This window comes from Ochrobactrum sp. PL_is483, from assembly GCF_055816855.1.
On the sequence record NZ_JBVPGS010000038.1, the window covers coordinates 137,324 to 162,274 of the forward strand.

At 55.8% G+C, this 24,951-nt stretch carries 26 protein-coding genes and 1 tRNA gene; 11 read left to right on the plus strand and 16 right to left on the minus strand.

The features are described 5' to 3' along the window. The first annotated feature begins 62 nt into the window (after positions 1–62). A complete protein-coding gene (locus tag AC0TNJ_RS16340; protein WP_473771700.1) occupies positions 63–671 on the plus strand; it encodes a LysE/ArgO family amino acid transporter in 609 nt (202 codons plus the stop codon). A gap of 54 nt (positions 672–725) precedes the next feature. Here the strand turns inward: AC0TNJ_RS16340 and AC0TNJ_RS16345 are convergent, their stop codons facing one another. The 5 genes from AC0TNJ_RS16345 to AC0TNJ_RS16365 are packed head-to-tail and all read right to left on the minus strand — an operon-like array spanning position 726 to position 5,550. Further along, positions 726–1,466 (minus strand): 5-formyltetrahydrofolate cyclo-ligase, encoded by a 741-nt coding sequence (locus tag AC0TNJ_RS16345; protein WP_122001228.1) that lies wholly within the window; start codon positions 1,464–1,466, stop codon positions 726–728. A 16-nt stretch (positions 1,467–1,482) separates the two neighbouring features. Further along, positions 1,483–3,054 (minus strand): ABC transporter permease, encoded by a 1,572-nt coding sequence (locus tag AC0TNJ_RS16350; RefSeq protein ID WP_473771701.1) that lies wholly within the window; start codon positions 3,052–3,054, stop codon positions 1,483–1,485. Then, a complete protein-coding gene (locus AC0TNJ_RS16355) occupies positions 3,047–3,814 on the minus strand; it encodes an ABC transporter ATP-binding protein (protein WP_473771702.1) in 768 nt (255 codons plus the stop codon). The genes AC0TNJ_RS16350 and AC0TNJ_RS16355 overlap by 8 nt, the downstream gene beginning before the upstream one ends. Continuing rightward, on the minus strand, positions 3,814–4,785 hold the full coding sequence (locus tag AC0TNJ_RS16360; protein ID WP_473771703.1) for an ABC transporter substrate-binding protein: 972 nt from the start codon (positions 4,783–4,785) through the stop codon (positions 3,814–3,816). Before AC0TNJ_RS16360 ends, AC0TNJ_RS16355 begins: the two co-directional genes overlap by 1 nt. A gap of 27 nt (positions 4,786–4,812) precedes the next feature. Continuing rightward, positions 4,813–5,550: a 5-formyltetrahydrofolate cyclo-ligase gene (locus AC0TNJ_RS16365; protein ID WP_122001113.1), complete on the minus strand. Its 738-nt coding sequence runs from the start codon at positions 5,548–5,550 to the stop codon at positions 4,813–4,815. A 109-nt stretch (positions 5,551–5,659) separates the two neighbouring features. On the opposite strand from AC0TNJ_RS16365, the gene AC0TNJ_RS16370 reads away from it, so the two are divergent. Next, the gene (locus tag AC0TNJ_RS16370; RefSeq protein ID WP_473768222.1) at positions 5,660–6,508 is read left to right on the plus strand and encodes a MurR/RpiR family transcriptional regulator; all 849 of its coding nucleotides are present in this window, start codon (positions 5,660–5,662) and stop codon (positions 6,506–6,508) included. Between the two features lie 10 nt (positions 6,509–6,518). Here the strand turns inward: AC0TNJ_RS16370 and AC0TNJ_RS16375 are convergent, their stop codons facing one another. The 5 genes from AC0TNJ_RS16375 to AC0TNJ_RS16395 all read right to left on the minus strand — a co-directional run bounded on the left by AC0TNJ_RS16375 (position 6,519) and on the right by AC0TNJ_RS16395 (position 10,950). Beyond that, the gene (locus AC0TNJ_RS16375) at positions 6,519–7,751 is read right to left on the minus strand and encodes an FAD-dependent oxidoreductase (RefSeq protein ID WP_473771783.1); all 1,233 of its coding nucleotides are present in this window, start codon (positions 7,749–7,751) and stop codon (positions 6,519–6,521) included. A 122-nt stretch (positions 7,752–7,873) separates the two neighbouring features. Further along, positions 7,874–8,755: a DMT family transporter gene (locus tag AC0TNJ_RS16380; RefSeq protein WP_473771704.1), complete on the minus strand. Its 882-nt coding sequence runs from the start codon at positions 8,753–8,755 to the stop codon at positions 7,874–7,876. 136 nt (positions 8,756–8,891) lie between these two features. Beyond that, positions 8,892–9,911: a TerC family protein gene (locus tag AC0TNJ_RS16385; protein ID WP_473768219.1), complete on the minus strand. Its 1,020-nt coding sequence runs from the start codon at positions 9,909–9,911 to the stop codon at positions 8,892–8,894. A 301-nt stretch (positions 9,912–10,212) separates the two neighbouring features. After that, positions 10,213–10,286, minus strand: a tRNA-Gln gene (locus tag AC0TNJ_RS16390). 361 nt (positions 10,287–10,647) lie between these two features. Further along, positions 10,648–10,950: a DUF1127 domain-containing protein gene (locus AC0TNJ_RS16395; RefSeq protein WP_473771705.1), complete on the minus strand. Its 303-nt coding sequence runs from the start codon at positions 10,948–10,950 to the stop codon at positions 10,648–10,650. 167 nt (positions 10,951–11,117) lie between these two features. Here AC0TNJ_RS16395 and AC0TNJ_RS16400 point away from each other — a divergent pair, with 167 nt between their 5' ends. The 3 genes from AC0TNJ_RS16400 to AC0TNJ_RS16410 all read left to right on the plus strand — a co-directional run bounded on the left by AC0TNJ_RS16400 (position 11,118) and on the right by AC0TNJ_RS16410 (position 14,585). Next, the gene (locus AC0TNJ_RS16400) at positions 11,118–12,074 is read left to right on the plus strand and encodes a LysR substrate-binding domain-containing protein (protein ID WP_122001105.1); all 957 of its coding nucleotides are present in this window, start codon (positions 11,118–11,120) and stop codon (positions 12,072–12,074) included. A 68-nt stretch (positions 12,075–12,142) separates the two neighbouring features. Then, entirely contained in the window at positions 12,143–13,723 is a 1,581-nt protein-coding gene (gene xseA / locus AC0TNJ_RS16405; RefSeq protein WP_473771706.1) for an exodeoxyribonuclease VII large subunit, read from the plus strand. A gap of 109 nt (positions 13,724–13,832) precedes the next feature. After that, positions 13,833–14,585, plus strand: a complete 753-nt coding sequence (locus AC0TNJ_RS16410; RefSeq protein WP_473771707.1) for a L,D-transpeptidase — start codon at positions 13,833–13,835, stop codon at positions 14,583–14,585. 61 nt (positions 14,586–14,646) lie between these two features. On the opposite strand, the gene AC0TNJ_RS16415 is transcribed toward AC0TNJ_RS16410, so the two are convergent. Together AC0TNJ_RS16415 and AC0TNJ_RS16420 are read right to left on the minus strand one after the other, a co-directional pair. Then, positions 14,647–16,020, minus strand: a complete 1,374-nt coding sequence (locus AC0TNJ_RS16415; RefSeq protein WP_473771708.1) for a glutamate--cysteine ligase — start codon at positions 16,018–16,020, stop codon at positions 14,647–14,649. Positions 16,021–16,118: 98 nt separating this feature from the next. After that, positions 16,119–16,865: a 16S rRNA (uracil(1498)-N(3))-methyltransferase gene (locus tag AC0TNJ_RS16420; RefSeq protein ID WP_473771709.1), complete on the minus strand. Its 747-nt coding sequence runs from the start codon at positions 16,863–16,865 to the stop codon at positions 16,119–16,121. Positions 16,866–17,039: 174 nt separating this feature from the next. Between AC0TNJ_RS16420 and AC0TNJ_RS16425 the strand changes: the two genes are divergently transcribed. The 6 genes from AC0TNJ_RS16425 to AC0TNJ_RS16450 all read left to right on the plus strand — a co-directional run bounded on the left by AC0TNJ_RS16425 (position 17,040) and on the right by AC0TNJ_RS16450 (position 21,873). After that, positions 17,040–17,474 carry a MarR family transcriptional regulator gene (locus tag AC0TNJ_RS16425; RefSeq protein ID WP_122001100.1) on the plus strand — a complete coding sequence of 145 codons (435 nt, stop codon included), beginning with the start codon at positions 17,040–17,042 and terminating at the stop codon, positions 17,472–17,474. A 52-nt stretch (positions 17,475–17,526) separates the two neighbouring features. Further along, positions 17,527–19,620: an FUSC family protein gene (locus AC0TNJ_RS16430; protein WP_473771784.1), complete on the plus strand. Its 2,094-nt coding sequence runs from the start codon at positions 17,527–17,529 to the stop codon at positions 19,618–19,620. Positions 19,621–19,639: 19 nt separating this feature from the next. Continuing rightward, positions 19,640–19,849, plus strand: a complete 210-nt coding sequence (locus tag AC0TNJ_RS16435; RefSeq protein ID WP_473771710.1) for a DUF1656 domain-containing protein — start codon at positions 19,640–19,642, stop codon at positions 19,847–19,849. Then, positions 19,846–20,712 (plus strand): efflux RND transporter periplasmic adaptor subunit, encoded by an 867-nt coding sequence (locus tag AC0TNJ_RS16440; RefSeq protein ID WP_473771711.1) that lies wholly within the window; start codon positions 19,846–19,848, stop codon positions 20,710–20,712. Before AC0TNJ_RS16435 ends, AC0TNJ_RS16440 begins: the two co-directional genes overlap by 4 nt. A 68-nt stretch (positions 20,713–20,780) precedes the next feature. After that, a complete protein-coding gene (locus AC0TNJ_RS16445; protein WP_473771712.1) occupies positions 20,781–21,479 on the plus strand; it encodes a type 1 glutamine amidotransferase in 699 nt (232 codons plus the stop codon). A gap of 253 nt (positions 21,480–21,732) precedes the next feature. Then, positions 21,733–21,873: a hypothetical protein gene (locus AC0TNJ_RS16450; RefSeq protein WP_162997303.1), complete on the plus strand. Its 141-nt coding sequence runs from the start codon at positions 21,733–21,735 to the stop codon at positions 21,871–21,873. A 5-nt stretch (positions 21,874–21,878) separates the two neighbouring features. Here AC0TNJ_RS16450 and AC0TNJ_RS16455 read toward each other — a convergent pair whose 3' ends face one another. The 4 genes from AC0TNJ_RS16455 to AC0TNJ_RS16470 form a co-directional block, all read right to left on the minus strand. After that, positions 21,879–22,622, minus strand: coding sequence for a metallophosphoesterase (locus AC0TNJ_RS16455; protein ID WP_473771713.1), 744 nt, complete (start codon positions 22,620–22,622; stop codon positions 21,879–21,881). Then, positions 22,619–23,431: an FCD domain-containing protein gene (locus AC0TNJ_RS16460; RefSeq protein WP_473771714.1), complete on the minus strand. Its 813-nt coding sequence runs from the start codon at positions 23,429–23,431 to the stop codon at positions 22,619–22,621. Before AC0TNJ_RS16460 ends, AC0TNJ_RS16455 begins: the two co-directional genes overlap by 4 nt. Positions 23,432–23,560: 129 nt before the next feature. Next, entirely contained in the window at positions 23,561–23,848 is a 288-nt protein-coding gene (locus AC0TNJ_RS16465; protein ID WP_122001093.1) for a hypothetical protein, read from the minus strand. A 165-nt stretch (positions 23,849–24,013) separates the two neighbouring features. After that, a complete protein-coding gene (locus AC0TNJ_RS16470) occupies positions 24,014–24,943 on the minus strand; it encodes a LysR family transcriptional regulator (RefSeq protein ID WP_473771715.1) in 930 nt (309 codons plus the stop codon). Between the last annotated feature and the right edge of the window lie 8 nt (positions 24,944–24,951).

Here is a 24,951-nt window from a genome sequence, read left to right on the forward strand (position 1 = left end):
CTATTCTAACTCCCTGACTTTCGGTATCAAGTGCCTAACTTGCTCCCAGACGGCGACCATTTATGAATGCTTCAATCTATGTCACCGGCCTCACCATGGGCCTTACCCTCATCGTTGCCATCGGTGCTCAAAACGCCTTTGTCCTGCGGCAAGGGCTACGCGATGAGCACGTGTTCGCTGTAAGCCTTGCTTGTGCCATATCGGATGCCATCCTGATCCTGATCGGTGTCACAAGCTTCCAGAAGATCGCTGCCGTCATGCCAACGCTTGATCCTGTCATGCGCTACGGCGGTGCGGCTTTCCTCATCTGGTACGGTGCGCGAAGCCTTCATTCTGCCTTTACGTCGTCTGCCGCGCTGGCGACGGCGAACGGGGCGTCCGTAAGCCTGACCAAGACGCTGGCGACCTGTCTCGCGCTGACATGGCTTAATCCGCACGTCTATCTGGATACGGTCGTTCTTCTGGGAACAATCTCCACGCAGTTTCCGGGTTTTGAAACGTCTTTCGCCGCGGGGGCTATCACCGCGTCCTTCGTGTTCTTCTTTTCGCTGGGTTTCGGTGCGCGCTGGCTGCGTCCGATTTTTGCTCGGCCTTCTTCGTGGCGTATCCTGGAAGGCGTTATCGCGGTTACGATGTGGTCTATTGCGGGGAAGCTCGTGATTGGTATGTAACTGAAAAGCCGGAGGGCAGACCCATCCGGCTTTTCAGGTTTCAGAGCATGATGCTTACAGCCCCATGGCCTTCAATTCCTGAAGTGGGGGGATTGTCTCGTACATGACGGGGTCGAGACGGTCCCAGATGATCCCACAGGTTGGCTTGTGCGGGTCCTTCACCTCAATGGTGCGGGTCGGCGTGAAAATCACGTCCGCCACCGTGTCGTAAACATCGGGCGTCAGCTTTTCGCTCAATACCTGACAGTCGTGAACGACAGCGGCCGCTGGTGTTGCAGCCGTGATACGGCCAAGCTGGTATAGCATGCCCCATTCGGCATCGAAGAAGCCATGCCCCTTGCCGAAGCGGACGCCTTCGAGATTAATCGCGCCAGTGCCTGTGACCATGTAGTCCACCACAGGCATGGCCGAGATATCTTTCAGCGTTACCGGTTGTCCCACGCGCTCCATCCCGTCGAGCGTGGAGGCATAAAGATAGAGATCCGACGAAATCAGCTTCGGGTCGAGCACCCAGAAACCGCGCTTGATCGAATAAGTTGTTATCAGAACGGTCTTGCCGTCTTTCAACGCCTGCAGGCGGAGACGATCAAGGCAATTATCGGGTGTGATGAAAATGAAATCGGCATTCTGATAGTAATGATGGCTTGTGAGACGGGCCACCGCCTCCTCGCCGCCTTCGAAGTCCGCGATGAATTCCCCAAAGTCGAAATGGAAACGGCTATCTGGAACGGCGACCTTGCGCAGCTCGTTCCATACACGTTCGCGAACGGAAGCTTTGTGATCGGTGATTTCCATGGGGACTCCTTGCATTTCAGTTTGCCGGGTTCATGCCCCGGCGTGCGAGTACCTTGCGCTCGCAGAGGGCTACGATTTGATAGAAAAAAACGGACAACAGGACGGACACCACGGCAACGGCCCAGATCATGCCATAGTCAAGATATCCGCGAGACTGGTTGAGAAGGTTTCCAAGGCCTGTACCCGTTGCCAGCCATTCGGCGATCATGACGCCGAGCAGCGCGCGCGGCACGGCCAGGCGAATGGCGGCAAAGAGATAGGGCAGGGAAGCAGGCACGGATACTAGGCGAATTTGTTTCCAGACGCTCGCGCCGTATGCGCGGGGGACATCCAGTGCAGCACGCGGAACCAGTGCCATGCCTTGCGCCATGGTCACGAAGGCGGGAAAAAATGTAACCGAAATAGTGATCCAGAGAATGACGGACGGCCCGCGTCCCAGCAGCAGGACGAGCAGGGGCGTCAGCGCGACGAGCGGCATTGTCTGCGTCACAAGGGCGATCGGCATGAAGCCGCGCACGATGGCGGGTCTGGCAATTGACGCCACGGCAAGGGCGAAGGCGAAGACAATGCCTGCGGCCATGCCGAGAAATGTGAGCGGCAAAGTTTGCGAAAGTGCTGTCAGCAATTTTGCCTGCGCGGGAGCAGCTGACGGGGCGAGGAACAGATAGTCGAACAGTCCGACCGGTGTCTTGGCAATCATGGCCGGTGTTCCCATGCTGACCAGAAGCAGCCACCACAAGACGAACGGAAGCGCGATTGAACAGATGGTGAGGACAAAATTCAGGCTGCGAGACCCGCGAGGTTCAAAGTTCGGAGCGCTTGACGGGACCGTGATAGCCTTCGTGCTGCCAGTCAGGATTTTAGCAAGAACGGAAAAAAGCGCATAGGCCAGCCCGGCAAGAGAGGTGGCGCAGAGGCCGATACCCCAGAGTCTGGTCGGTTCGGCTCGCCCGAGCGAACCGATCAAATAGGCGCCGAGACCGAAACGACCACCGCCGCCGAACTCGGCCAGAATGGAACCTAAAACAGCATTCGGAGCGGCAATGCGCAGACCCGCGAGGGTCGACGGCAATGCAGATCGCAATTGCGCCAGGCGCAACACTTTCCATCGGTTGCCGCCATAGGCGCGGACGATGTCGATCATGCGGCGGTCTGTCTGGCTGATGCCGGTTACGGTGGCAGCCATTGTGATGAAATAACAACCGAGCGCCGCCAGCGTGATGCGCGGTGTCATTCCTGAAAAAGTCAGTACCAGAATGGGCGAGATCGCTATCGGCGGCAGCGCAAAGATCGCGATGTTGACGCCGCGCCCCAGTTTGGCGGCAGCGGGAAACAGAGCGAACAGGATGCCTGCTGCAACCGCGATAAGGTTGCCGATGATAAAGCCCGCACCCGCACCCTGAAGTGTGGCTAGGAGATGGGCGGGATAGTCGGCACGGTCTATCCAAAGGCGGGTCAAAATCGCGGAAGGCGCGGGCAGGGCGCCATCAGCGATCAGCGAGAAGCGGCCGCACAACTCCCATATCGCAAGAAGGATAATCCAGTTGCGCAAGGTCGAGAGATGGTTGGACGGCTTCACGTCAGCCATGCAAAGCCTCCGCGACGGCGTCCTCCAGCGCATGGAATTGCGGCGTGCTGAATATTTCGGGACTGCGTGGACGCTCCAGCGGAATATCGATGATCTGCGCGATGCGTCCGGGGCGGCTGTGCATCACCACGATCCGGTCGGCGAGAAAGACCGCTTCGTCTATCCCATGGGTGACAAGCAGCGTAGTCGCCTTGCTTTCAAGCCAAATGCGTTGAAGCTCGATGTTCATCTGGCGGCGCAATATCTGGTCGAGGGCGCCGAAAGGCTCGTCCAGAAACAGGACGCGCGGATCGGTTACCAGAGAGCGGGCGATGGCGACGCGCTGGCGCATGCCGCCGGAAAGCTCACCGGGAAGCGATTTTTCGAAGCCTTTCAGGCCGACACGAGCGATCAGTTCGGCGATCCGTTCTGCCTTGGCGGAACGGGGCAGGCCGAGAACATCCAGCGGCAAAGCAATATTATCTTCGACATTACGCCACGGCATGAGCGCCGCGTCCTGAAAAGCCACACCCGTCAGCCCGGCTTTTGCGGCCTCGATCGGGCTTTTGCCCATGACGGAAATCGAGCCTTTATCGGGCTGGTCGAGACCAAGCGCCAGACGCAACATGGTGGACTTGCCGCACCCGGACGGCCCGATGAGTGCGGTAAGGGAACCGGTCGGGCATTCGAGTGAAACGTCGGAAAGCGCAGTTACATTCGTGCCGCGCCCCGAAAAGGAGCGCGTCACATCTTCAAGTTTGATCCCGGACATTTCAGGCATCAAATCTCTTCGAGAAGCGTTGTGTCGAAATGGTCGCGCTTGGCGGCGATGCCGATAGTGCCGAGCGCCGTGATCGTTTTCTCAATGGCTTCCTCGCTCATGGAGAATATGCCGTCAGGCGTTTCGATCAGCGGCTTCTGCGTGGTGTTGAAATAGATTTCGTTTTCGATTGACCGCCCCGTTCCCTTGAACCAGCTGTCGGCAAATTTCGGCGGGTAGGCTGCCGGGTCCTTGAGGTTTTCAATCCAGCCCTTGCGGCTTGCGCGAAGGAACGAAACGATTTCCTTGCGCTTCGATTTCAGCGTCTCTTCCGTTACGACAACCGTATCGTTGAAGATCGTAAAGCCGAAATCATAGAGCAGGAAGGACACAGCCTCTTCTCCAGCCTGCTTGATGGTGAAGGGAACATTGGTCGTGAAGTCAAGCGAGGCATCGATTTCGCCTTTGATGAGCGGCGTCGGATCATATGCATAAGGAACGATGTTGACCTGAGAAGGCTCGATGCCGGAAATCTTCAGCATGGCTTCAACCGAGATGACGTTGACCGGCGGTACGGCGAGGGTCTTGCCGATCAGGTCCTTCGGCTCCTTGATCGGGTTCTTGGCGAGCGAAACAATGCCGATAGGGTTCTTTTGATACTGGGCGCCAATGATCTTGAAAGGCGCCCCCTGTTCGACGATGGCCTTGATTGTCGTATCAGGGGTGGTGAGGGTCAGGTCAGCCTTGCCCGCGATGATGGTGCTCTCGGGAATGACATCGGGGCCGCCGGAAATATAATTCAGGTCCAGACCCTCTTCACGATAAAATCCCTTGTCGGCCGCAATGAAATAGCCGCTGAATTCGGCATCGTTTATCCAGGAAGCCTGAAAGTTGAATGGCGTATCCGCACGGGCAAAACGGCTCATCGCAGGCAAAGCGGCTGCGGCGCTCATCAGTCCAAGAAAACGGCGGCGATCCAGGGCAATATTCATTGAATCTTCCTTTTTGGTGCTGAATTGTCAGGCAATGCCACGCATCCGCGCAAGCTCACGCAGCGGCGGGATCGACTGGATCTCTTCCGCTGAAACGTCGTTCCAGCGGATGCCGCGGGGGCGGCGGCGATTACGCGTTACTTCTATCAGGCGGCTGGGCGTGGCGATGAAATCGAGTGCGATATCTTTGTCGGAAACGTTAAGGCGCTCTTCCACGATCTGCACATCATGCACAGCTGCTACGATCGGGGATTGCTCGTCGGCAAGCCCCAGATCGGTGAACATGCCCCATTCCAGATCGAAGAATGCATGGCCCTTGCCAAAACGGACTCCGTCGATGGAAACAGCGGATGCGCCAGTCGCGATGACATCAAAACGACCGATATGGGTCAAGTCCTCAAGACTGACCGGCCGGCCGAAATGTTCCATTCCGTCAAGCCAGGCTGCGGCTTTCTCCAGCCCCGGGGGAACGGATCCCGGTTCCAGCAGGAGAAAGCCGCGCTGCATGCCGTAGGTCGGCATGATGAATGGTGTACCCGACATGATCAGGCGACGGCGCAACTCGATCATGGAATTATCCGGGGTAACAAAAACCAGATTGGCCTTTGCAAACCCTTCCAGCGCCAGCAATTGATCGGTAGCTGTCTCGACACCTTCAAAATCTGGAATGAATTCCGAAAATTTGAGGTGGAAGCGTGCATCGGGGCGTGCGACATCTTTCAGTCGCTCCCATATGCGCTGCCGGGTATTGCGGGAGTACGCCATGGAGATTCCATGAATTTCAATGTTTCACTATCAATGAAACAAATGTTTCAGTATTGCAAGAGGCAATGATAAGCTTTTTTAGTGCATTAGAGATTCGGAATAAACGCACATGGCTTCACGTCTGGTACTGCGCATACAAGAGCGCTACGCAAAGCTCACGGCAGGAGAGCAGAAAATCGCGCAGCTTGTTCTTGAACGCGAGGACGATATTCTTATTCATTCCGCTACCGAAATCGCGGAGATGGCCGGTGTATCCAAGGCAACGACGGCTCGTTTCTTTCAGCATCTTGGTTATGCCGATTTCAATGAAGTAAAACTCCAGGCGCGTGAGGAGCGCAATCGCACCGAACCATATGAATATTCGGCTGCAATTGACGAAGAAGTGCCGTTGGTGCGTACCATCAGCGCGCATCTCGATCTGGAGATCGCCAATATCACGCGAACCTTCGAGGCGCTGCGTTCCGACAAGATGCGCGAGGCTGCGGAAATGATCGCTGCCGCGCCGCGCGTCTGGGTGATCGGAATGGGCGATGAGGAAGGGTTCGCACGGTACGCGCGCCTTCTGTTTTCAAGGCTGCGGCACAGTGTGATGATTCTTGGCATCAATCAGGGTTCGTGGGCTGAAGATCTGGCCATGACCGGCCCGAAAGACGTGTTGTTGCTGATCACGCTGCCGCCGCATCGGGCTTTGCTGAAACAAATTCTCGAATATGCCGTTACCAGCCGGCTGAATATCGTGACTATTACGGACCGGGGATCGGTTTCGGAGGCGCAGCGTTATGCTCGTGTCGTCCTGCCGTGCCATGTGGACAGTTTTGCATTGGGGGCATCTTATACGGCAGTCAGCAGCGCCATTCGGCTTCTCGCATTGACCTACGCTTCGCTCGCAGGCAAATCGGCGCAACAGCGGCTGGAGATTGTTGCCGGAATTCACGACGAACTCGACGATATAGACTGAAATCTTCCGCTCACTTGTTGCGGACGTGCTCCGGGCGGAAGCCGACCCCAATCAGTCTGCCGGCGAGATGGGCCAGTATTGGCCAGCGGGCGAGATGACGCATGAAAGCGGGCGGTCCATCTTGTCTTGTGTCATTCGTTTCGCGTTTGCGGCGATCGCTGCGCATCATCAGCTGCAGCTTCTGCGTTGCCTTTGTTGGAAAGCGGCGTCGCGCCTCGACGGCTGCGAGGTGACGGGATAAGGCCACGTTGCCCTTGAGCGGTGCAGCCAGAATATTCGCTGCCGCAACGGCATCCTGAATGGCGAGATTAACTCCGAACCCGCCGATAGGCGACATGGCATGGGCGGCGTCCCCGATGCATAAAAGTCCCGGTTTCCACCATTTCTTCAGCCGATCAATGCGTACACTCAGCAGATGGACGTCATCCCACGTATGTATTTCATCCATTCGGTCAGCGGGCAATGGGGACACTTTCGCTACCGCTTCCCTGAATGCCTCGAGCCCCTTTTGTTTTACCTCGGTGAAAGACTGTTTGCGGAGCACGTAACCGCATTGCCAGTAATCACCACGATCGATCATCACAAAACCTTGCCGGGGTCCGCCATGCCCCATCGTATAGGGCGGGTCGTTGGCAAGGTGAGATAATTTCATCCAGAGTATCTCGCTTGGCGAACCAAAGCTCTCGATCTCCATACCGGCTTTTGCGCGCACCACGGAGTTTCTGCCGTCGGCACCCACCACGAGCTTGGCGCTGATATTGATCGTTTCATCGGGCGTTGCCGCGACGAGACCGGTAACATTGCCGTCCCGTTCAATCAGTTCCACCACGCTGGCCGGCATGATGAGTTTGAAGTTGGGGTATTTCGCAGCTTCACGTGCGATATAATCGAGAAACTCCCATTGCGGCATGAAAGCAATGAATCGGCATTGCGCCGGAATCTTCGAAAAATCCGCGATGGTTATGTCCTGACCACCGATTTCCGCGTTTAGCCGATATGCCTTGGTATGGGGTAACGCAAGGAGCCCGTCCAGCAAACCGAGTTCATGCATGATCTGAAGAGTGGACGGGTGAATTGTATTGCCGCGAAAATCCCGTAGAAAATTCGAATGCTTCTCAAGAACCGTCACGTTCACGCCTGAGCGGGCAAGCAGAAGACCCAGCATCAAACCTGCTGGCCCTCCGCCTGCAATCGCGCAGTCGGTTTTGATGGAAGTGATATGCGATGCGACTGTCTGCGTCATGTCATACCCGCTCGACCCTGCTTGCACTGTACAGAAGACATAAAAGGACCTGCACTCTCGGCAGGTCAAGCCAGAGCGCCGGGTCAAGCGACGTTTTGGCCAATCAATTCGATAAGTTCTGCCTAGCCGAGCGTCGGCGGCTTGCTTTTACCAAGCTGCCGTTCGCGGAAGACCGAGAACAGTCCGGCGCCAACAACGATAGTCGCCCCTACGATGATGTTCCATGACAACTGTTCGTCGAACACCGTGACCGCAATGCAGGCGCCGATAACAAGCTGCAGATAGGTGAGCGGCTGCACTTCTCCAGCCTCGAGAATGTCATAGGCGCGGATGAGGAAGTAGTGGCTCGCTATACCGCAGGCGCACAGCGCTGCCATCCAGAACCAGTCGCTTCTGGCAATCGGCATGAGATAGAAGCTACCGACAAAGGTGAGAGCGACCGCGCCCGCCACGCCGGTATAGAAAAAGCTTGTCATGGCATCGTCACTTTTGCTGACGGCGCGCGTCGCGACAGCGTAGACGGCAAACATGACCATCGCCGCTACCGGCAATAGCAGGCTGGCATCGAATGTCGCGTTCACCGGATTGATAATCAGCAAAACGCCGATCAACCCCACGATGATTGCCGTCCATCGTCGCCAGCCGACCTTTTCACCGAGGAACGGTACGGAGAGCATCGTCACCAATAGCGGCGCACCCTGAAAGATCGATTGTGCCGTTGCCATGCCGGCGCGACTGAGGGCGAAGATGAATGTAACGATTTCAGCAGCAAGCAGAAGACCGCGGAAAAGCTGAAGGAGGGGGCGTTTCGTTGCCGCGGCCTTTGCAATGCCGCCGGAGCGAGCAGCAAGCAGAAGAACGAACACTGCAAAGACCCAATAGCGGATCATCGTTATCAGGATGGGCGAATAATGGGTGCCGAGGTACTTCGAGATACCATCCTGCGTCGCAAAAATGGTAACCGCGAGAAGCGTGAAGAGATAGCCTTGGCCTTTGCGTGTCATGGCGCACTCATATCGAGACAATCTCGCGGGTGCTACCCATAAATTCTCATATGCTCAGATAGTAATGGGGGCGGACTGTATAGACAGAAAGGCCGGCGGTTAACGCCAGCCTTTTCGTGGTTGGAGCTGCTTTCGATCAGTTTTCGATGTGGTGCTGTTTGGCGAGGTCCTCGACGGTCATGTCAGGCTCGTTGCGGGTTTTATAAAGCGAGTAAAGTACACCGCTCGCGAGGATGGCGAGCGTCACGACAAGCGAAAGCAACGTGTTGATGTGAACACCCAGCGGCACGAGGAAAATCTTGATGCCGATCAGCACCAGAATGATGGCAAGCGAGACCTGCAGATAGCGGAACCGGTTCATTGCAGCAGCGAGTGCGAAATAAAGGGCGCGCAAGCCGAGAACGGCAAAGATGTTCGAAGTGTAGACGATGAACGTGTCCTGAGTGACAGCGAAGACGGCTGGCACTGAGTCGACTGCGAAGATGAGGTCAACTGTTTCCACCATGATCAGAGCAACTGCCAGTGGTGTCAGCCAGGTAACCATTTTGCCGGTCTTCGGATGCGGTTGCTTGACCGTGAATTTGCGGCCATGCAGCTCGCTGGTGATGTTGAACCGCCGACGCAGGAATCTGAAAACGGCGTTCTGTTCGATGTCGGGCGTCTCATCTTTGTGGCCGAACATCTTGAAGCCGGTGAAAACGAGGAACGCGCCGAAGAGGAAAAGAATCCAGTTGAACTCGTGCACAAGTGCGGCGCCCAGTCCGATCAGGATTGCCCTGAAGGCAATGACGCCAAGAATACCCCAGAACAAGACGCGATGCTGATAAAGGCGCGGGATGCCGAGAAAGCCGAAAATCGTTGCGATAACAAACATGTTGTCCATCGCGAGGCTCTGCTCGATCAGATAGCCGGTATAAAATTCCAGACCGGCTGCCGCTCCGCGCTGCCACCAGACCCAGCCGCCGAAGGCGAGTGCGATCAGAACATAGAAGCCATAAAGCAGGAGGCTTTCCTTGGCTTCGATCTCGTGTTCGTCACGATGGAGAATGCCGAGATCGAAGACGAGCAGGCCGACGACCACAATGATAAATGCCGCCCAAAAATATACAGGTGTGCCGAGAAAATCGCCCGAAAGGGCTACAATAAGCGAATCCATCGCCGGACCATCTCCATTTGAACAAGTGGAGCAGCCCCGACATCGCCATAGCGGTAGCCATGACCAGAGGGGCCCGGCGCTGCATTTCTTCAAATGTGCATGGATCTGGCAAGTTCAAGAGCAGAACGATATTTTTTGTAATGTTCGGTCTGATAGGTGTCTCCGAGAACCAAAAATCCGGCTCGCGACATATGATTTGAGTACCGGAAGCTGATTGCTGTCGGCTGATCAATTCAACAATCGGGAAGAATGGACGCGGGCAGCCTATCCGCTGTTTCGGAAATTATGTAAGGAAATCAAATGGCTGGGGGACCTGGATTCGAACCAAGACTAACGGAGTCAGAGTCCGCTGTTCTACCCTTAAACTATCCCCCAGCAGGGATTTGCAAATGCCTTCCGATTGGAGGCTTGCAAGCGTGATTGAAGCGTTAGCTCGTTCACGACGGCCTCCATCTAGCGAACTCAAACACCGAACGCAATACTTTTCTTCGAAAAAAATCACAGCGATTTCAGTTATCCCGCAATCGCTGATTTTAAGTGGTCGGGTTGGCGCGGATTGTCGTGCGAATGAACTGTTTCCCGGAACCCAGCCCATAAAAAAAGCCCGGCCAGCGGAGGAGCGGCCGGGCAAGAAGGCAGGCTGGCCGAGAGGGGACCCGGCATGTGAAGGTGGCGCCTGCCAGATGTTCGCTCTGCGAGTTCAGAGAGTTGGCCTCTGACTCCAGGAAGATGCCTTTCAGCAGATATGGCGTGTTGCCTTGATCCGCAGCCGTGCATCCGCTAGCTCGCCCAGAACTTGGGTCGGATCTTCCGCCCCGCGATAATGGACCGCCGTGTAAATATCCTCACGGCGAAGCCCGATATCGCGCAGCATATGATCGTCAAAGTCGCTCAGATTCAGCACTTGCCGTCGACCGTGGGAAAACGTCCAGCGACGCACGATCGACATAAACACGGCTTTCACCATCTGCGTGAGCGTGGAAGTCGGTGCGCTCGCTGCCGGTAAGTGTGTGGTCGTCATCTTGCTTGTCGCTGTCATGTCCGCTCTCCTTTGATTTAGCGGGGTCTATGTAATCCTTATCGCCAGGGTCATTCGCTTTCGCGGCTCCTTTTCCTCTACGATGGCGGCTTTATCCAACAATCGAATTGATTGTTCCAACGAATGTTTTTAATGTCATTCTTCAATAATAATGATGGATGACGCCAATGAGTACACCTCTGGATCTCGATCAGTTGCAGACTTTCATCGCCATTGCGGATATGGGCAGTTTTACGCGTGCCGCAGATGCTGTTTTCAAGACGCAATCCGCCGTGTCCATGCAGATGCGGCGTCTGGAAGAGCGTATCGGCAAGCCTTTGTTCGAGCGTGACGGAAGGACCAATCGTCTCACGGAAGAAGGCGAGCGGCTTTTGCTCTATGCGCGTCGCATGATGCAGCTCAATGGCGAGACTATCGCCGCATTTGACGATACCCAGCTGGAAGGACACGTGCGGATCGGGACGCCAGACGATTATGCCGATCGGTTTCTGCCTGAAATCATGGCGCGGTTTGCGAGATCAAATCCCCGCGTCGAATTGTCGGTCGTGTGCGAGCCAACCGTCAATCTCGATGAAATGATTCGTCGCGGAACACTGGATATTGCCCTTGTTACCCAATGCGACGACAAACGTCGTTCGGAAGTTGTCCGAACTGAGCCGTTGCTATGGGTCACATCTGCCAACCACGCAGTGCATGAAGAAGCTGTGCTGCCGCTTGCAGTCGGACGGCCAACCTGCATCTGGCGTCATGCCGCGATCGATGTGCTGGAAGCAGCCAGACGCGATTATCGCATCATCATCACGAGCTGGTCTGCGACGGTCCTCGCGGCCGCAGTTCTTTCGGGACTTGCAATCTCCGTGCTGCCGGAATGTGCGCTGCGCCCCGGTATGCGTGTGCTTGGTGAAGCTGACGGGTTTGGGATGTTGCCGGAATTCGGCATCGGCATCATGCGGGGCCACGCAAAACAAAACGCTGTTGTAGATGCACTTGCGCAGCATATCATCGAAAGTCTAGACAATATATCGTCACCGCAACCCGGCGCGATGGCTTCGGCGGAAATTTCGCCGTTTCCGGCGGTTCGTACGAGGAGGGTGCGAGCCAATGAATTGCTGCCGGGCTGGTGATGACGCAGTAAATCGCCGCATGGCTTCTTGACCGGCCATGCTCTCTGGTTGCCAATGATGGGATGAGCATGGCTTCCGATTCGAGTTTTACCGGCGCATCGTCCAATGTGGCCGAGTATAGCGTTTCCGAAATTTCCGGCGCGTTGAAGCGCACGGTAGAGGATACGTTCGGGCATGTGCGCGTACGCGGCGAAATTTCCGGCTATCGTGGCCCGCATTCGTCGGGACATGCCTATTTCGCGTTGAAAGACGATCGTTCGCGGCTCGAAGCGGTGATCTGGCGCGGTTCGATGAGCCGCCTGCGTTTCCGGCCCGAAGAAGGGATGGAGGTGATTGCCACCGGCAAGCTCACCACCTATCCGGGTTCTTCAAAATATCAGATCGTCATCGAACAGATGGAGCCTGCCGGCGCCGGAGCGCTGATGGCGCTTCTAGAAGAGCGTAAACGGCGGCTGGCATCGGAAGGCATGTTCGATCCCGCCGTCAAGCAGCTTCTGCCGTTTATGCCCCGTGTGATCGGGGTCGTGACTTCACCAACCGGGGCAGTCATTCGCGACATTATTCACCGGATTTCAGACCGCTATCCACTGCATGTCATCGTCTGGCCCGTGCGTGTGCAGGGCGAGACGAGCGGGCCGGAAGTAGCCGCCGCTGTGGATGGTTTCAACGCTTTGCCCGAAGACGGGGACATTCCGAGGCCGGATGTGCTGATCGTGGCGCGCGGCGGTGGCAGTCTGGAAGACCTGTGGGGCTTCAATGACGAGATTGTGGTGCGCGCTGTTGCTGCATCGCATATACCGGTGATCTCGGCGGTCGGTCACGAAACCGACTGGACTTTGATAGACCTTGCGGCGGATGTTCGTGCCCCCACGCCGACAGGCGCTGCGGAAATGGCGGTTCCTGTAAAGGCGGACCTCGTCGCAGCATTGGCTGGCCAATCCGCGCGGCTCTCGTCGGCGATGTCCCGCTTTATCGATCTGAAGCGGCAAATGCATCGTTCAGCGGCGCGTTCTCTTCCGTCAGCAGACCAACTGTTGGCTTTGCCGCGTCGCCGCTTCGATGAAGCGGCTTCGCGTCTTACGCGGGCACTGTTCGTCAATACGCAAAAGAAGCGTGTTCACTTTGAAGGCCATGCGCGACAATTATCGCCGCGCCTTCTGCAACGCCGGTTCACGGAACTGGAACGCCAGATTTCCGTTCTTGAACAAAGATTGCCCCGTGCGCTTGAGAAATTTCTGCGCGAACGGCGAACTGCTTTCTCACATCGGGCAAGTCGTCTTTCGGCTGAGCCGATACTGCGGCGCACGAAGCTTGCGACCCTCTCGATAGAGCAGCTGGATCGTCGTCGCGACCAGGCCGTGCGGCTTCTCATAGAAAGAGCCAAACGGCGCGGTCAGGAGTTGGAACGTCTTATGCGCACGCTTTCTTATGAAAGCGTTCTCGATCGCGGCTTCGCGGTTGTCTTCGATACAGAAGGGAAACCGGTAAAGCAGGCTGCATCAGTATCGGCTGGTGATGCATTGTCCGTTCGGTTTCGCGATGGTGACGTGGCGGTCGTTGCGGGCCACGAAGAAAATGAAACTACGAAGTCTCCACAAAGCAAAAGGACGCCATCGCCGGAGTCTGGAAATCAGGGATCGTTATTTTAGCAACAGTCAGTCGCGGTGTTCTCCGATTTCTGCCGAGATTGCCTGGCCTTAAGGCTGACTTAAGCTTGAACTCCTTTTTTCGCGCATCTGCCATTATTAGGGATCCAGGATGCCGCGTAAAAATTCCCAAGACAATCTTGCACATGGCTTTGCGAAGGCTGCTTTCAGCCGTCGTGGCTTTCTTATCGGTGCCAGCGCCATTGCGTTGTCGGGCTGTGTTTCGACGGTGCCGCCGCAGCCATCACAGCCGGTGAAAAAACTGCCTCAACCCGCACCTTCGCGACCCGTGCCGCTGATGTACCAGGCATTGCCGGAAGAACAATTCCCAATTCCTGCGGTTGACACGAGCAAGGTCGATCCCAAGTTCTGGCGGCAGGAGGTCGATTATCCGACAGACGAAGTAAAAGGCACGGTCATCGTCGATACGCCGAACAAATATCTTTATCATGTGCTCGGCAATGGGCGAGCCATGCGATACGGTATCGGCGTTGGGCGTGATGGTTTTGCATGGGCGGGACGTGCAAAAATTGCCTATAAGCGGCAATGGCCGCGGTGGACGCCCCCGGACGAGATGGTCGCCCGCCAGCCATCGCTGGAGCCCTACAGCATTGCCAATGGCGGAATGCCCCCCGGGATCAAGAACCCGCTTGGCGCAAGAGCGATGTATATTCACAAGGACGGGCGGGATACGCTTTACCGCATTCATGGATCGCCGGAAGCCTGGAGCATCGGCAAGGCTGTATCGTCAGGATGTATACGCATGCTCAATCAGGATGTGATCGATCTTTATAATAATGTGCGCGATGGCAGCACGATTGTCGTGATCCCCGATCCGACGAAGGGTCAGCAGGTTACGAGCTGATTAAAACACAAAGGGCGCGAATTTCGCGCCCTTTCTGTTCGATGTGCTTTGGGCTCAAGGCTCAATAGGCATATTCCAGGAAGATCGGATCGACCGAACCAGCCCAGACGCTGTTATAGGCTTTCAGCATACGCTCGGCATCAGTCACCCCGGCAGCGACGATTTCTTCCAGCGGGGCAAGGAAGTGAGTTTCGTCATGGCCTTCACTGTTGAGCTTGTTGCGGTTCAAAAGGCCCAGACGGGAGATTTTTAAGGTCTCGCGGGCGATCTGTTCCAGCGGTTTGCCACGGAAGGTTGTGTTCAATGCCTTGGCTGGAACTTCGTTGCGAAGTGCAAGCACTTCTTCATACGTCCAGTCCATAGTCAAAAGCTCGGCGGCTGTCAGGGCTTCTTCGTCATAGAGCAAACCCACCCAATAGGCTGGAAGGGCGCAAATGCGGCGCCATGGGCCGCCGTCGGCTCCGCGCATCTCCAGGAACCGCTTCAGGCGAACCTCGGGGAAAAGCGTTGAAAGGTGATTGGTCCAGTCGCCCATGTTGGGAACCGGATCGCTGACTTCACCTTTCAATGCGCCGTTCATGAACTGGCGGAATGTAACATGCGTACAGTCATGATAATGGCCGTCGCGCAGGATGAAATACATCGGCACATCGAGAGCCCAATCGACATAATCGGCAAAACCGAAGTTTTCCGAGAAGACGAAAGGCAGAACGCCCGAGCGCTGGTTGTCCGTGTCGCGCCAGATGTTCGAGCGCCACGACAGGAGACGGTTCGGCTTGCCTTCGGTGAAAGGCGAACTCGCAAAAAGCGCGGTGGCCACCGATTGCAGCTTCATCGAAACCTGCATCTTGCGGCGCATGTCACGTTCTGAACTGAAGTCGAGATTTACCTGAATGGTCGAAGTGCGATACATCATGTCCAGTCCTTCATGCCCGACTTTGGGCATGTAGTTGGTCATGATCTTGTAACGGGATTTCGGCATGGCAGGCGTTTCAGCCCGGGTCCATTTGGGACTGCCGCCGACACCCAGAAAACGGATGCCCAAAGGTTCGGCGATTTCGCGAACCTGAGACAGATGGGCGTTTACTTCACGGCATGTCTGGTGAATTGTCGAAAGCGGCGCGCCGGAAAGCTCGAACTGACCGCCGGGTTCCAGAGAGATTGCGCCCTGTCCGGTGGGTTCTACAAGCCCGATGATATTGCCTTCATCGATAATCGGTTCCCAGCCAAGCGTAGCCTGCATGCCTTCGAGTATGGCCTTGATGCCGCGCGGTCCCTCATAGGGCACTGGGCTGTTATCGACCGTATAGAAGGGAAATTTCTCGTGTTCGGTTCCTATGCGCCAGGCATCCTTGGGCTTGCACCCGCCAGCCAGATAGGTTGCCAGTTGTTCAACGCCCGTCAGTGCCGTTTCGTCCGTCGTATCGCGCGCCATGCAGTCTGTCCCTAGTCGTTTTTTCGCTTTTCAGCGTGATTGGACAAAATTGTCAAATCGCGCAAGTCAATTCCATTGAACATCAAATTTCGAGAACGTCATCCTGCATGGGACCAGTCTCCCAGTACAGTTTGTACTAAAGCCAGTGCCGCAACCGCAGCCGTATCGGCTCGCAGGATTCGTGGGCCGAGCGGAATGGGTGTCACGAATGGGAGTGTTCGAAGAGTTTGACGTTCGTCTTCTGAAAAACCGCCTTCCGGACCGATCAGCACCGCCGCAGGGCCTGGTGTCATCTTCTGCAAGATAGCCAGCGGATCGTCCGATTCGTGGCCTTCGTCGCAAAAGATCAGATGACGGGATTTGTCCCACTGCTCGATAAAGCGGTCGAAGCGGATGGCTTCGCGATATTCAGGCAGGGAAAGAACGCCACATTGTTCCGCAGCTTCTATCGCATTGGCTCTGACGCGGTCAGTTCCCAGTTTCGGTACCTGCGTGTGCTGCGTAATGACTGGTTGCAGCACGCCTGCACCCATCTCCACCGCTTTTTGCACCATATAGTCCAGCCGCCCCTGCTTCAGCGGGGCGAAGCAATAGATCAGGTCGCTTGCAGAAGGCTGCGAGCGCGTTTGTTCGAAGGGCTCGAGAAAAAGCCGTTTTTTACCCTCCGGTCTCAGTCGTGATTTCCACTCACCGTCGCGCCCGTTGAAGGCGAGAATTTCATCGCCATCCTTCAATCGCAGGACATGGGTAAGATAATGTCCGGCCTGTGAGGCGACCTCAATCTGGCTGCCAGATTCAAGATCGTTTTCAACGTATAGTCTCTGCATTTTGTAGTTTGCGCGCATGTCAGCATCGATGGCAGAGGGCAGGGGCAGAGGTCAAGCGCTATGGCGACGCATCAAGAGGCAATCGATTGTCATTCCTACACAAACAATTGATGGGAAACATCATGCCTGTTGCATTTAAATAGATTGTATCCATATAGGTATGAAGCTATCTATTTGAATGGAATTGATGTGATGAAACAAGCGTGGGTCGAATTCGCACCGCTTCTTGCAAGCGCCGCCAGAGGTTGGCGAAAAGCTTTCGATGCGGCGATGGCGGAACATGGTCTTTCCGACGCGAAAGCCATACCGCTGATGATCCTGCTGCGGCACGGAGATCGTATTCCCCAAGGTGTGCTGGCCGAACGGGTTGGCATAGAGGGGCCAACGATAGTTCGGGTTGTGGATGAGCTGGAAAAGGATGGCCTGATCCAGCGCATCGCCGACGACGCTGATCGTCGCATCAAGCTCATTCAACTGACAGAGGACGGTCGCGCCCTTGCCAGCAAGGTGGAAAAATCTGCTGCCCGTCTTCGCGCCCATTTCCTCGGCGGTTTCGATTCCGATGCGGTCGACGTCGCCATGGAAGTGCTGCGCAAGCTGAATGAGAAGTTTCAACAGTCTTTCTGATCGGCCTTCCGACCGGAGAGATGCAATGCATTCAACCGGTGTTCCACAAGCTATGACGAAGCCAGCCGAAACAACCCCGAAGTTCTGGGACGTAGTCTTTTCATTAAAGACTTTCGCTGCGGCCATGCTTGCCCTGTGGATCGGGTTGATGGCCAACTTGCCCAATCCCTATTGGTCGATTGCGGCGGTTTATATCGTTGCGCATCCGCTGTCAGGGGCGACTACGTCAAAGGGCTTCTATCGTCTGATCGGTACGATAATCGGCGGGGCTGTTACTGTCCTGTTCGTGCCGCATCTGGTCAATTCTCCTGAAATTCTGACATTGGCCATCGGTCTTTGGATGGGGCTATGTCTCGCGATCAGCCTGCTTGACGGCACACCGCGCAGCTATCTCTTCATGCTGGCCGGCTATACGGTGGCAATCGCAAGCTTCGCGGTTGTTTCGGTGCCTGAAACGACGTTCGATTATGCGGTCGGCCGTGTCGAAGAGATCGCAATCGGCATTATTTGCGCCGCTGTCGTGAATCGTCTCGTTTTCCCGCGTCATAGCGGTCCGGTGCTGGTCAATCGTATTGATAACTGGTTGCGTGACGGCTCCAAACTTGCGCTGGCAAGCATGCGGGGTGAAGGCGCGACACCCGAATTTCTTCGGGATCGTCAGCGTCTTGCGGCCGATGCGCTGGAATTGCGTAATTTGACCACGCATGTCGCCTATGACACGTCGTCGATCAGGAATGTCGGGGCTTTGCTGCAGGTGTTGCAGCAGCGCATGGTGGCTGTTCTTCCGATCATATCGAGCTTGCACGATGTGCTGGCATTGAAACCCGGAGAGAACGAAAAATCCTGGCATCCGGCTGTGCAAAAGCTGTTGGACGAGGCCTGTGACTGGATCGAAAGTGGCGAAAACCTGACTGACGAACGTCGGGCCGTTCTGTTGCAGTTGATCGAAGAGATTGACCGACATGGGAAGGACGCGACGAGCTGGGGTGAATTGCTGCCTTTCAATGTGGCTGCGCGGGTTCGCGATCTGGTTCAGATATGGAGCGATTGCATCACGCTGCGCCAGGACATCGTGTCAGGTTCCAGACATTCGCTGCGCTGGCGCCGCTATGATGCACATCTGAAAGGCCGCCCAATGCATCGGGACTACGGCATGGCGCTTCTCTCCGGCTTCTCGGCTTTTCTGGCAACTTGCGTGGCAACCGCCTTCTGGATTGCGACCGGTTGGTCTCAGGGAAGCGCGGCAGCCATGATGGCGGGCATCTTTTGCTGCATTTTTGCAACCATGGATGATCCGGTGCCAGTGATGCGCAAGTTCAACTGGCTGCTCCTGATTGTGATCGTTGCCGCTTTCGTTTTCGAATTCGCGTTGCTGCCACTGGTGGATGGTTTCTTTCCCTTGGTGCTGGTGCTGGGATTGTTTCTCATTCCAGCGGGCTTGCTGCTCGCCATTCCCTCGCAATTCCTGCTCGGCATGGTGCTGTGCGTGAACTTGCCCAACATGCTCATGCTACAGGGGCATCTGACACATGATTTCGTCAGTTTTGCCAATGCCAATCTCGCAACGGTGCTGGGTATCGTAATAGCGGCTGTTGTGACATCGATCGTGCGTTCTGTTGGTGCAGAATGGAGTGTCCGCCGCCTCATAAAGGCCGGCTGGAACGATATAGCGCTCGTTGCCGAGCGCCGTCCGGGGCGTCATCGCCGACAGCGCATGAACCGCCTCTTGCTTCGCATGATCGACCGCATTGGCATGATGACCCCACGGCTGGCATTGGTTCCGGCTGCAGATGTGGCGAAGGTCGATCTGTTGCGGGATTTGAGGAACGGTATGAACACGATCGATCTTCAGCAATATCGTTCCAAATTACCGGAAAACTGTCGCTCGGCAGTGGATGAGGTTTTGGACGGTGTCGGCGCTCATTACCGGGCTTTGGCGAACAAGCCGCGGCAAGCAGCTGAAATTGATCGAAATCTGCTGATCTCCATTGATGCGGCAATAGCGGCCATTATCGGGAGCGGATCGCCAGCGATTGCCAAGCGCACGCGAATGGCGCTGGTGGCACTTCGCTTCAATCTTTTCCCGAAGGCACCGCCTTTCGTATTGCCGCCGCTACCGCTGGCCCAATTCTCGCAAGCAGCCTGAAAGAATGATGTGATTTGTGATGCAACCTGAACTCGACATCTATGGGATTTATATTCCAACCCTCGCTGTTCTTGCGCTGGGAGCCTACTTCGCAAATACGGCCATGCAGCGCCTTTTGGCGCGCATGCGCTTTTATCGTTTCGTGTGGCATCGGCCCTTATTCGATGCTGCGATGTATTTTTGCATTCTCGGCGTTACCGCCGTCACTCTCAATGGAATACCGCTATGAAAAAGCTCTTTGCACATTCAGGCCGGGTCTTTGTAACCCTCGTCATGGTCACAATGGCGGGACTTCTTGGCTGGCATCTATGGGATTACTATATGAACGCGCCATGGACACGCGATGGCAAGATTCGTGCGGATGTCGTGCGTGTGGCTCCGGACGTCTCGGGCCTTGTTGGCGAAGTGCTCGTTCATGATAATGAGGCTGTGCATCAAGGTGATGTGATTTTCCGCATCGACCAGGCCCGCTACAAACTCGCCCTGCAAACAGCAGAAGCGAAGGTGTATAGCAGCAAGGCTGCACTCGACATGGCCAATCGGGATCTGGTCCGCTACCGCCAGCTCAACGACACCACGGTGACCCGTCAGAAACTGGAGCAGATTGAAACAACAGCCCAGCAGGCGGAAGCCTCATATCGACAGGCGCAGCTGGACCGCGATCTTGCCGCGCTCAATCTGGACCGATCATCCGTCAAGGCGCCTGTGAACGGCGTTATTACCAACTTCTCGCTTCAGCCGGGCGATTATGTTTCTGCAGGTTCCGCTGTGACGGCGCTTGTGGATACGGATTCGTTCTACGTTTCCGGCTACTTCGAGGAAAACAAGCTTGAACGCATCCATATCGGTGATCCCGTGGTGGTCGACATCATGGGCAGCAAAGTCCAGATCAAAGGAAAGGTCGAGGGCATCGCCGGAGGGATTGAGGATCGTGAGCGCAGTGATTCTTCCAGCCTGCTCGCAAATGTTTCACCGACTTTCAACTGGGTGCGACTGGCGCAACGCGTGCCGGTGCGTGTGAAACTTGAAGAGGTGCCAGATAACGTTCATCTGGTTGCGGGCCGAACGGTCAGCGTTTCAGTTGTAAACTGATTTCAAGGCCCGGCTGTCGTCCGGGCCTTTTCCATGTTAGCAAGCAAAAAAGCGGTCGGGGATTTCTCATGGGTGTGCTGGTCGTTCAGAACTACGAAGGGTCTGGATTGGGGCAAATTGAACCCCTTCTGGCAGAGGCGGGTTTTTCCATCGATCTTCGGCGTCCCTGCAGCGGTGACGCATTGCCCGCTGACGATGATGAATACGAAGCCTTGATCGTGCTTGGAGGTGAGCAAAATGCGCTTGCCGACGCCGAATGTCCTTATTTTCCGCATTTGCTAGAGCTGATACGCAAGTTTGGCAGCAGTGATAAGGCCGTTCTCGGTATTTGCCTGGGCAGCCAACTCATAGCTCGTGCTTACGGCGCCGAGAACCTTCTGGATCGCCCCATGGAATTCGGCTGGCGGGAGGTTCGGCTTACCGAGGAAGGCAAACGCGACCCAGTCCTGTCGGCGGCTGGGGATGCCTTTCCAATCTTTCACTGGCATCGCGATACGTTTTCGCTTCCGAAGGATGCGATACACATGGCGACGAGCGATATGACACTCAATCAGGCCTATCGTATCGGTCGTGCAGTCTACGGCACGCAGTTCCATTTCGAGGCAGACACGGCGCTTGTAGGCGAGTGGAGCGAGCAGCTTGGCGAACTCATCTCGGGATTCGCGCCGGACTGGCCAAGACAGCATCCCGTGATTTCAAAGAAGTTCGGAATACAGGCGGATGCTGCAGGCGCAGCTTTAGCAAGGGCTTGGATAGCCAAAATCTGAAGATTCCGTAACCGCTCCTTAACCTTAAGTCGCACTCCGGCGTTGCGGCTTTGCCACAGCTCACAGTCAATTCTGGTTTTCACGGCAAAAGCCGTGATCTGGCGGGAACCGTTCAGTTGCGGGTAACTTTTTTCGGGTGTAACTGAACGCCGTCTTCCCGGGCAGCGACCGAGTGAGCATGGCTGATCGCCAAGCTCTCAAGTGGCGGCTCGTCTAACGAATTTCGTCCGGCCCTGTCGAAAGAGTTCCGAATATGACCGTCAAGCATGCCACTCTTCTCACCGTTCTGATGGTTTCCGCGATCGTGTTCATGGCGGTCGGCATATTCACCGTCGACGCTGGCAACAACAATGCGATGTCTACCGACGGTTACGGCATTTCCAGCGCGCACTGAGCGCGTTAATAGGTCCTCACCCTCGCTTCAATAAAACGCTTTTCCGCACCATCGATCACGATGGCCGAAAGCTGGCCGCTTTTCCACGCATAAGTATCGAGATTGACCCTGTTGGGCTGAATATCGATGGCGCTTTGTGGCGTATGGCCGTGGACGATGACTTTTTCGAATGGCTCGGCCCACTTCAAGAAGGCTGTGCGAATCCAGATCAGTTCCTCGGGGTCTTGCGCATCGAGCGACATTGCGGGATTGACGCCAGCGTGACAGAAGAAGAAATCGCCAAAATCGACCGAGCGGGGCATGGCGCGGATGAAGTCTATATGACTATGCGGAACGGCGTCGACGAGCGCTGCATGACCACGGCGGGCTGAATCCGCGTCGGTAAAATCAATTTCCACACCATAGGATCGAGCGGTGTCGACGCCGCCATGCAGTGCGAATATCCCGGCAACGTCTCCCGTTGCGAGATAGGCGAGAAAACCGTCGTCGTGATTGCCAAGCAGCGAAATCACGCGTTCGTCCCGTTCCGATGCGTCGATCAGGAAATCCAGCACGTCCTTCGATTTCGGACCGCGATCGATATAGTCACCCAGATGAATGATGCGCCAGTCGTGGACAGGACGGCGATCAAGGTCGGCGCGAATGAGCCCATGCATGTCTTCCAGCAAGTCGAGACGGCCATGCACGTCGCCAATGGCGTAAATCCGGACCCCGTCAGGTCCTTTCGCATCCTTGAAAACCACGCTCATTCGTCGTCATCTTCCTTCATGTCTTTGCCAGTCTTAGTGCCGGCCCTCTGGCGATAACGCAGGCGCGAGACACGCTCGCGTTCCTCATGAAGCTCGCGATCGTGCGTTGCCTGTTCCACGAAACGAATATGCTTTTGGACGGCTTCGCGCGCAGCCTGCGGATTGCCAGCCATGACTGCATCGTAAATGGCGCGATGTTGCGACAGAAACATGTCGGCCACGCCGGGATAGCTATAAATAAGGCTGCGATTGTAAAAGACACCGTCCTTCAGCAGTTGATAGCAGGATCGCAAGGTGTGCAGAAGGACGATGTTATGGGCAGCTTCACCAATGGCATTGTGCAATTCCACGTCGAGATGCGCTTCGGTATCGAAATCGCTCGCGCCGTGAGCTTTTTCCATCCCGGTCATGATTTCGGTCAGAAGCGCCTTGTCTGCTGGTGTCGCCCGAAGTGCCGCATATTCGGCGGCAATGCTTTCGATTTCACGGCGGTATTCGAGATAGTCCGCCGTTGCCTTGCGGTGATCGGCAAAAAGCTTCACCACAGGGGCGCTGAATACCTGTCCAATGACGTCCGCAACGAATGTGCCGCCGCCGTGACGGGAGATCAAGAGTTCGGCTGTTTCAAGCCGCTTGAGGGCATCGCGCAATATGGGGCGGGAAATATCGAACTGACGGGCCAGTTCTCGCTCGCCAGGCAACCTGTCGCCGCCACGCAGAACACCCTCGAGAATAAGCGTCTCAATCTGGTGCACAACATCATCTGCCGTGCGGCTCGCCTGTATGCGTGAAAAAATCGTTTCCGCCATGCCCTCTGAAGCCTCTGTGTAACGGCGGCAAAGTAGCCGTTAGCCCCATATCCGGCAACGGAATATATTGAAATTGAAAGCCCGGTTCATAATCCAGCCGGGCTTTCTTGGTTTGTCATCGAAAAGCGATCAGGCTTTTTTACGCTTGCGCGTTGCCACAAGTACAAAAAGGCCCGCAACGACACCATACATAGCCCATTTGAAAGGAAGTGCGTCAGCGGTTTCGCTACGGATTGGAAGCACGGTCACTGTGCCGGGGCGGCTTTCAAAGCCTGGCTTGCCTTCGGCTTTGGCCTGTTCGATTTGCTGCGGGGAAACAACCCATTCGGCACCGCGCGATTTGTCGTAAAACATGAAGCCGCAACCGACGATAACGGCAACGATGATTGCTAGAATGAGGCGTACAGGTGTGTTCATCATTTTTTCCCGGAAATCAGGACAATAGGGAGGAAATCATCCGATTCGCTTGAATCACGGATTGTGGAGGAGCCAAGCGTTTTGAAATCAAAGGCTTAGCCAGCTCTATATGCTGCTTCGCTAATAGAACATGCGCGACTTATTAATCGACGAATGAAAATTAGTCTATTTTTTAGGCATTTCATCTGGGGATGCGCCGCTTTCCCAGTAGGGAACCGGTCCATACAGATCGGCCAGATAGTCGATGAACAGCCTCACCTTTGCCGGAAGAAACTGTTTCGATGGATAGACGGCGTGAATTGCGACGTTACGGGAAGCCGCATATTCGGGCAGTACCTGGACCAGTTTGCCTGCTGCCAGTTCGGGACCGATATCCCAGGTTGAGCGTTGCGCGATGCCGAGGCCTGCCAGGACTGCCTCGCGAACCATTTCGCTGGAATTGGTTTGCAGCGGACCCACCGGACGTATGACAATGGGGCCTTTAGGCCCTTCCAGCCGCCATGGATCATTGTTGTGCGGCGCCAGACAGATATGGTGTTGCAAATCCTCGATTGTCTCCGGCGTGCCGCGCTCTGCTACATAACCCGGAGAGGCAACGAGGATGCGACGGACGGGGGCGAGGCGGCGTGCGACAAGGGTGGAATCGGAAAGTTCTGCGATGCGGATGGCAAGATCGTATCCATCGCCCACAATATCCACCATATCGTCGGTGAGCTGCATATTCACGGTGAGATCGGTATTGGCACGCATGAACGGCACGAGATAAGGCGCGATATGCATGCGTCCAAAGGTGGTGGGGGCGGAGATCTTGAGCGTACCGCGTGCGTCGGCGGAACGACGGGCGACAAATGCTTCCGCTTCCTCAATGTTGGAGAGAATGGCGAGAACCCGCTCATGATAGCCCTGACCGGCCTCGGTAAGCGCAATCTGGCGAGTCGTGCGTTGGAGAAGTCGGGTTCCAAGCCGTTCTTCCAGCCGTCCGAGTCGTTTGGAAACCACTGCGGGCGAAAGACCGAGATCCCGCGCAGCCGCCGACATGCTGCCCGTTGCCACAACACGAGCAAAAATTTCCATATCTGCCAGACTGCTCATCATATTCGGTT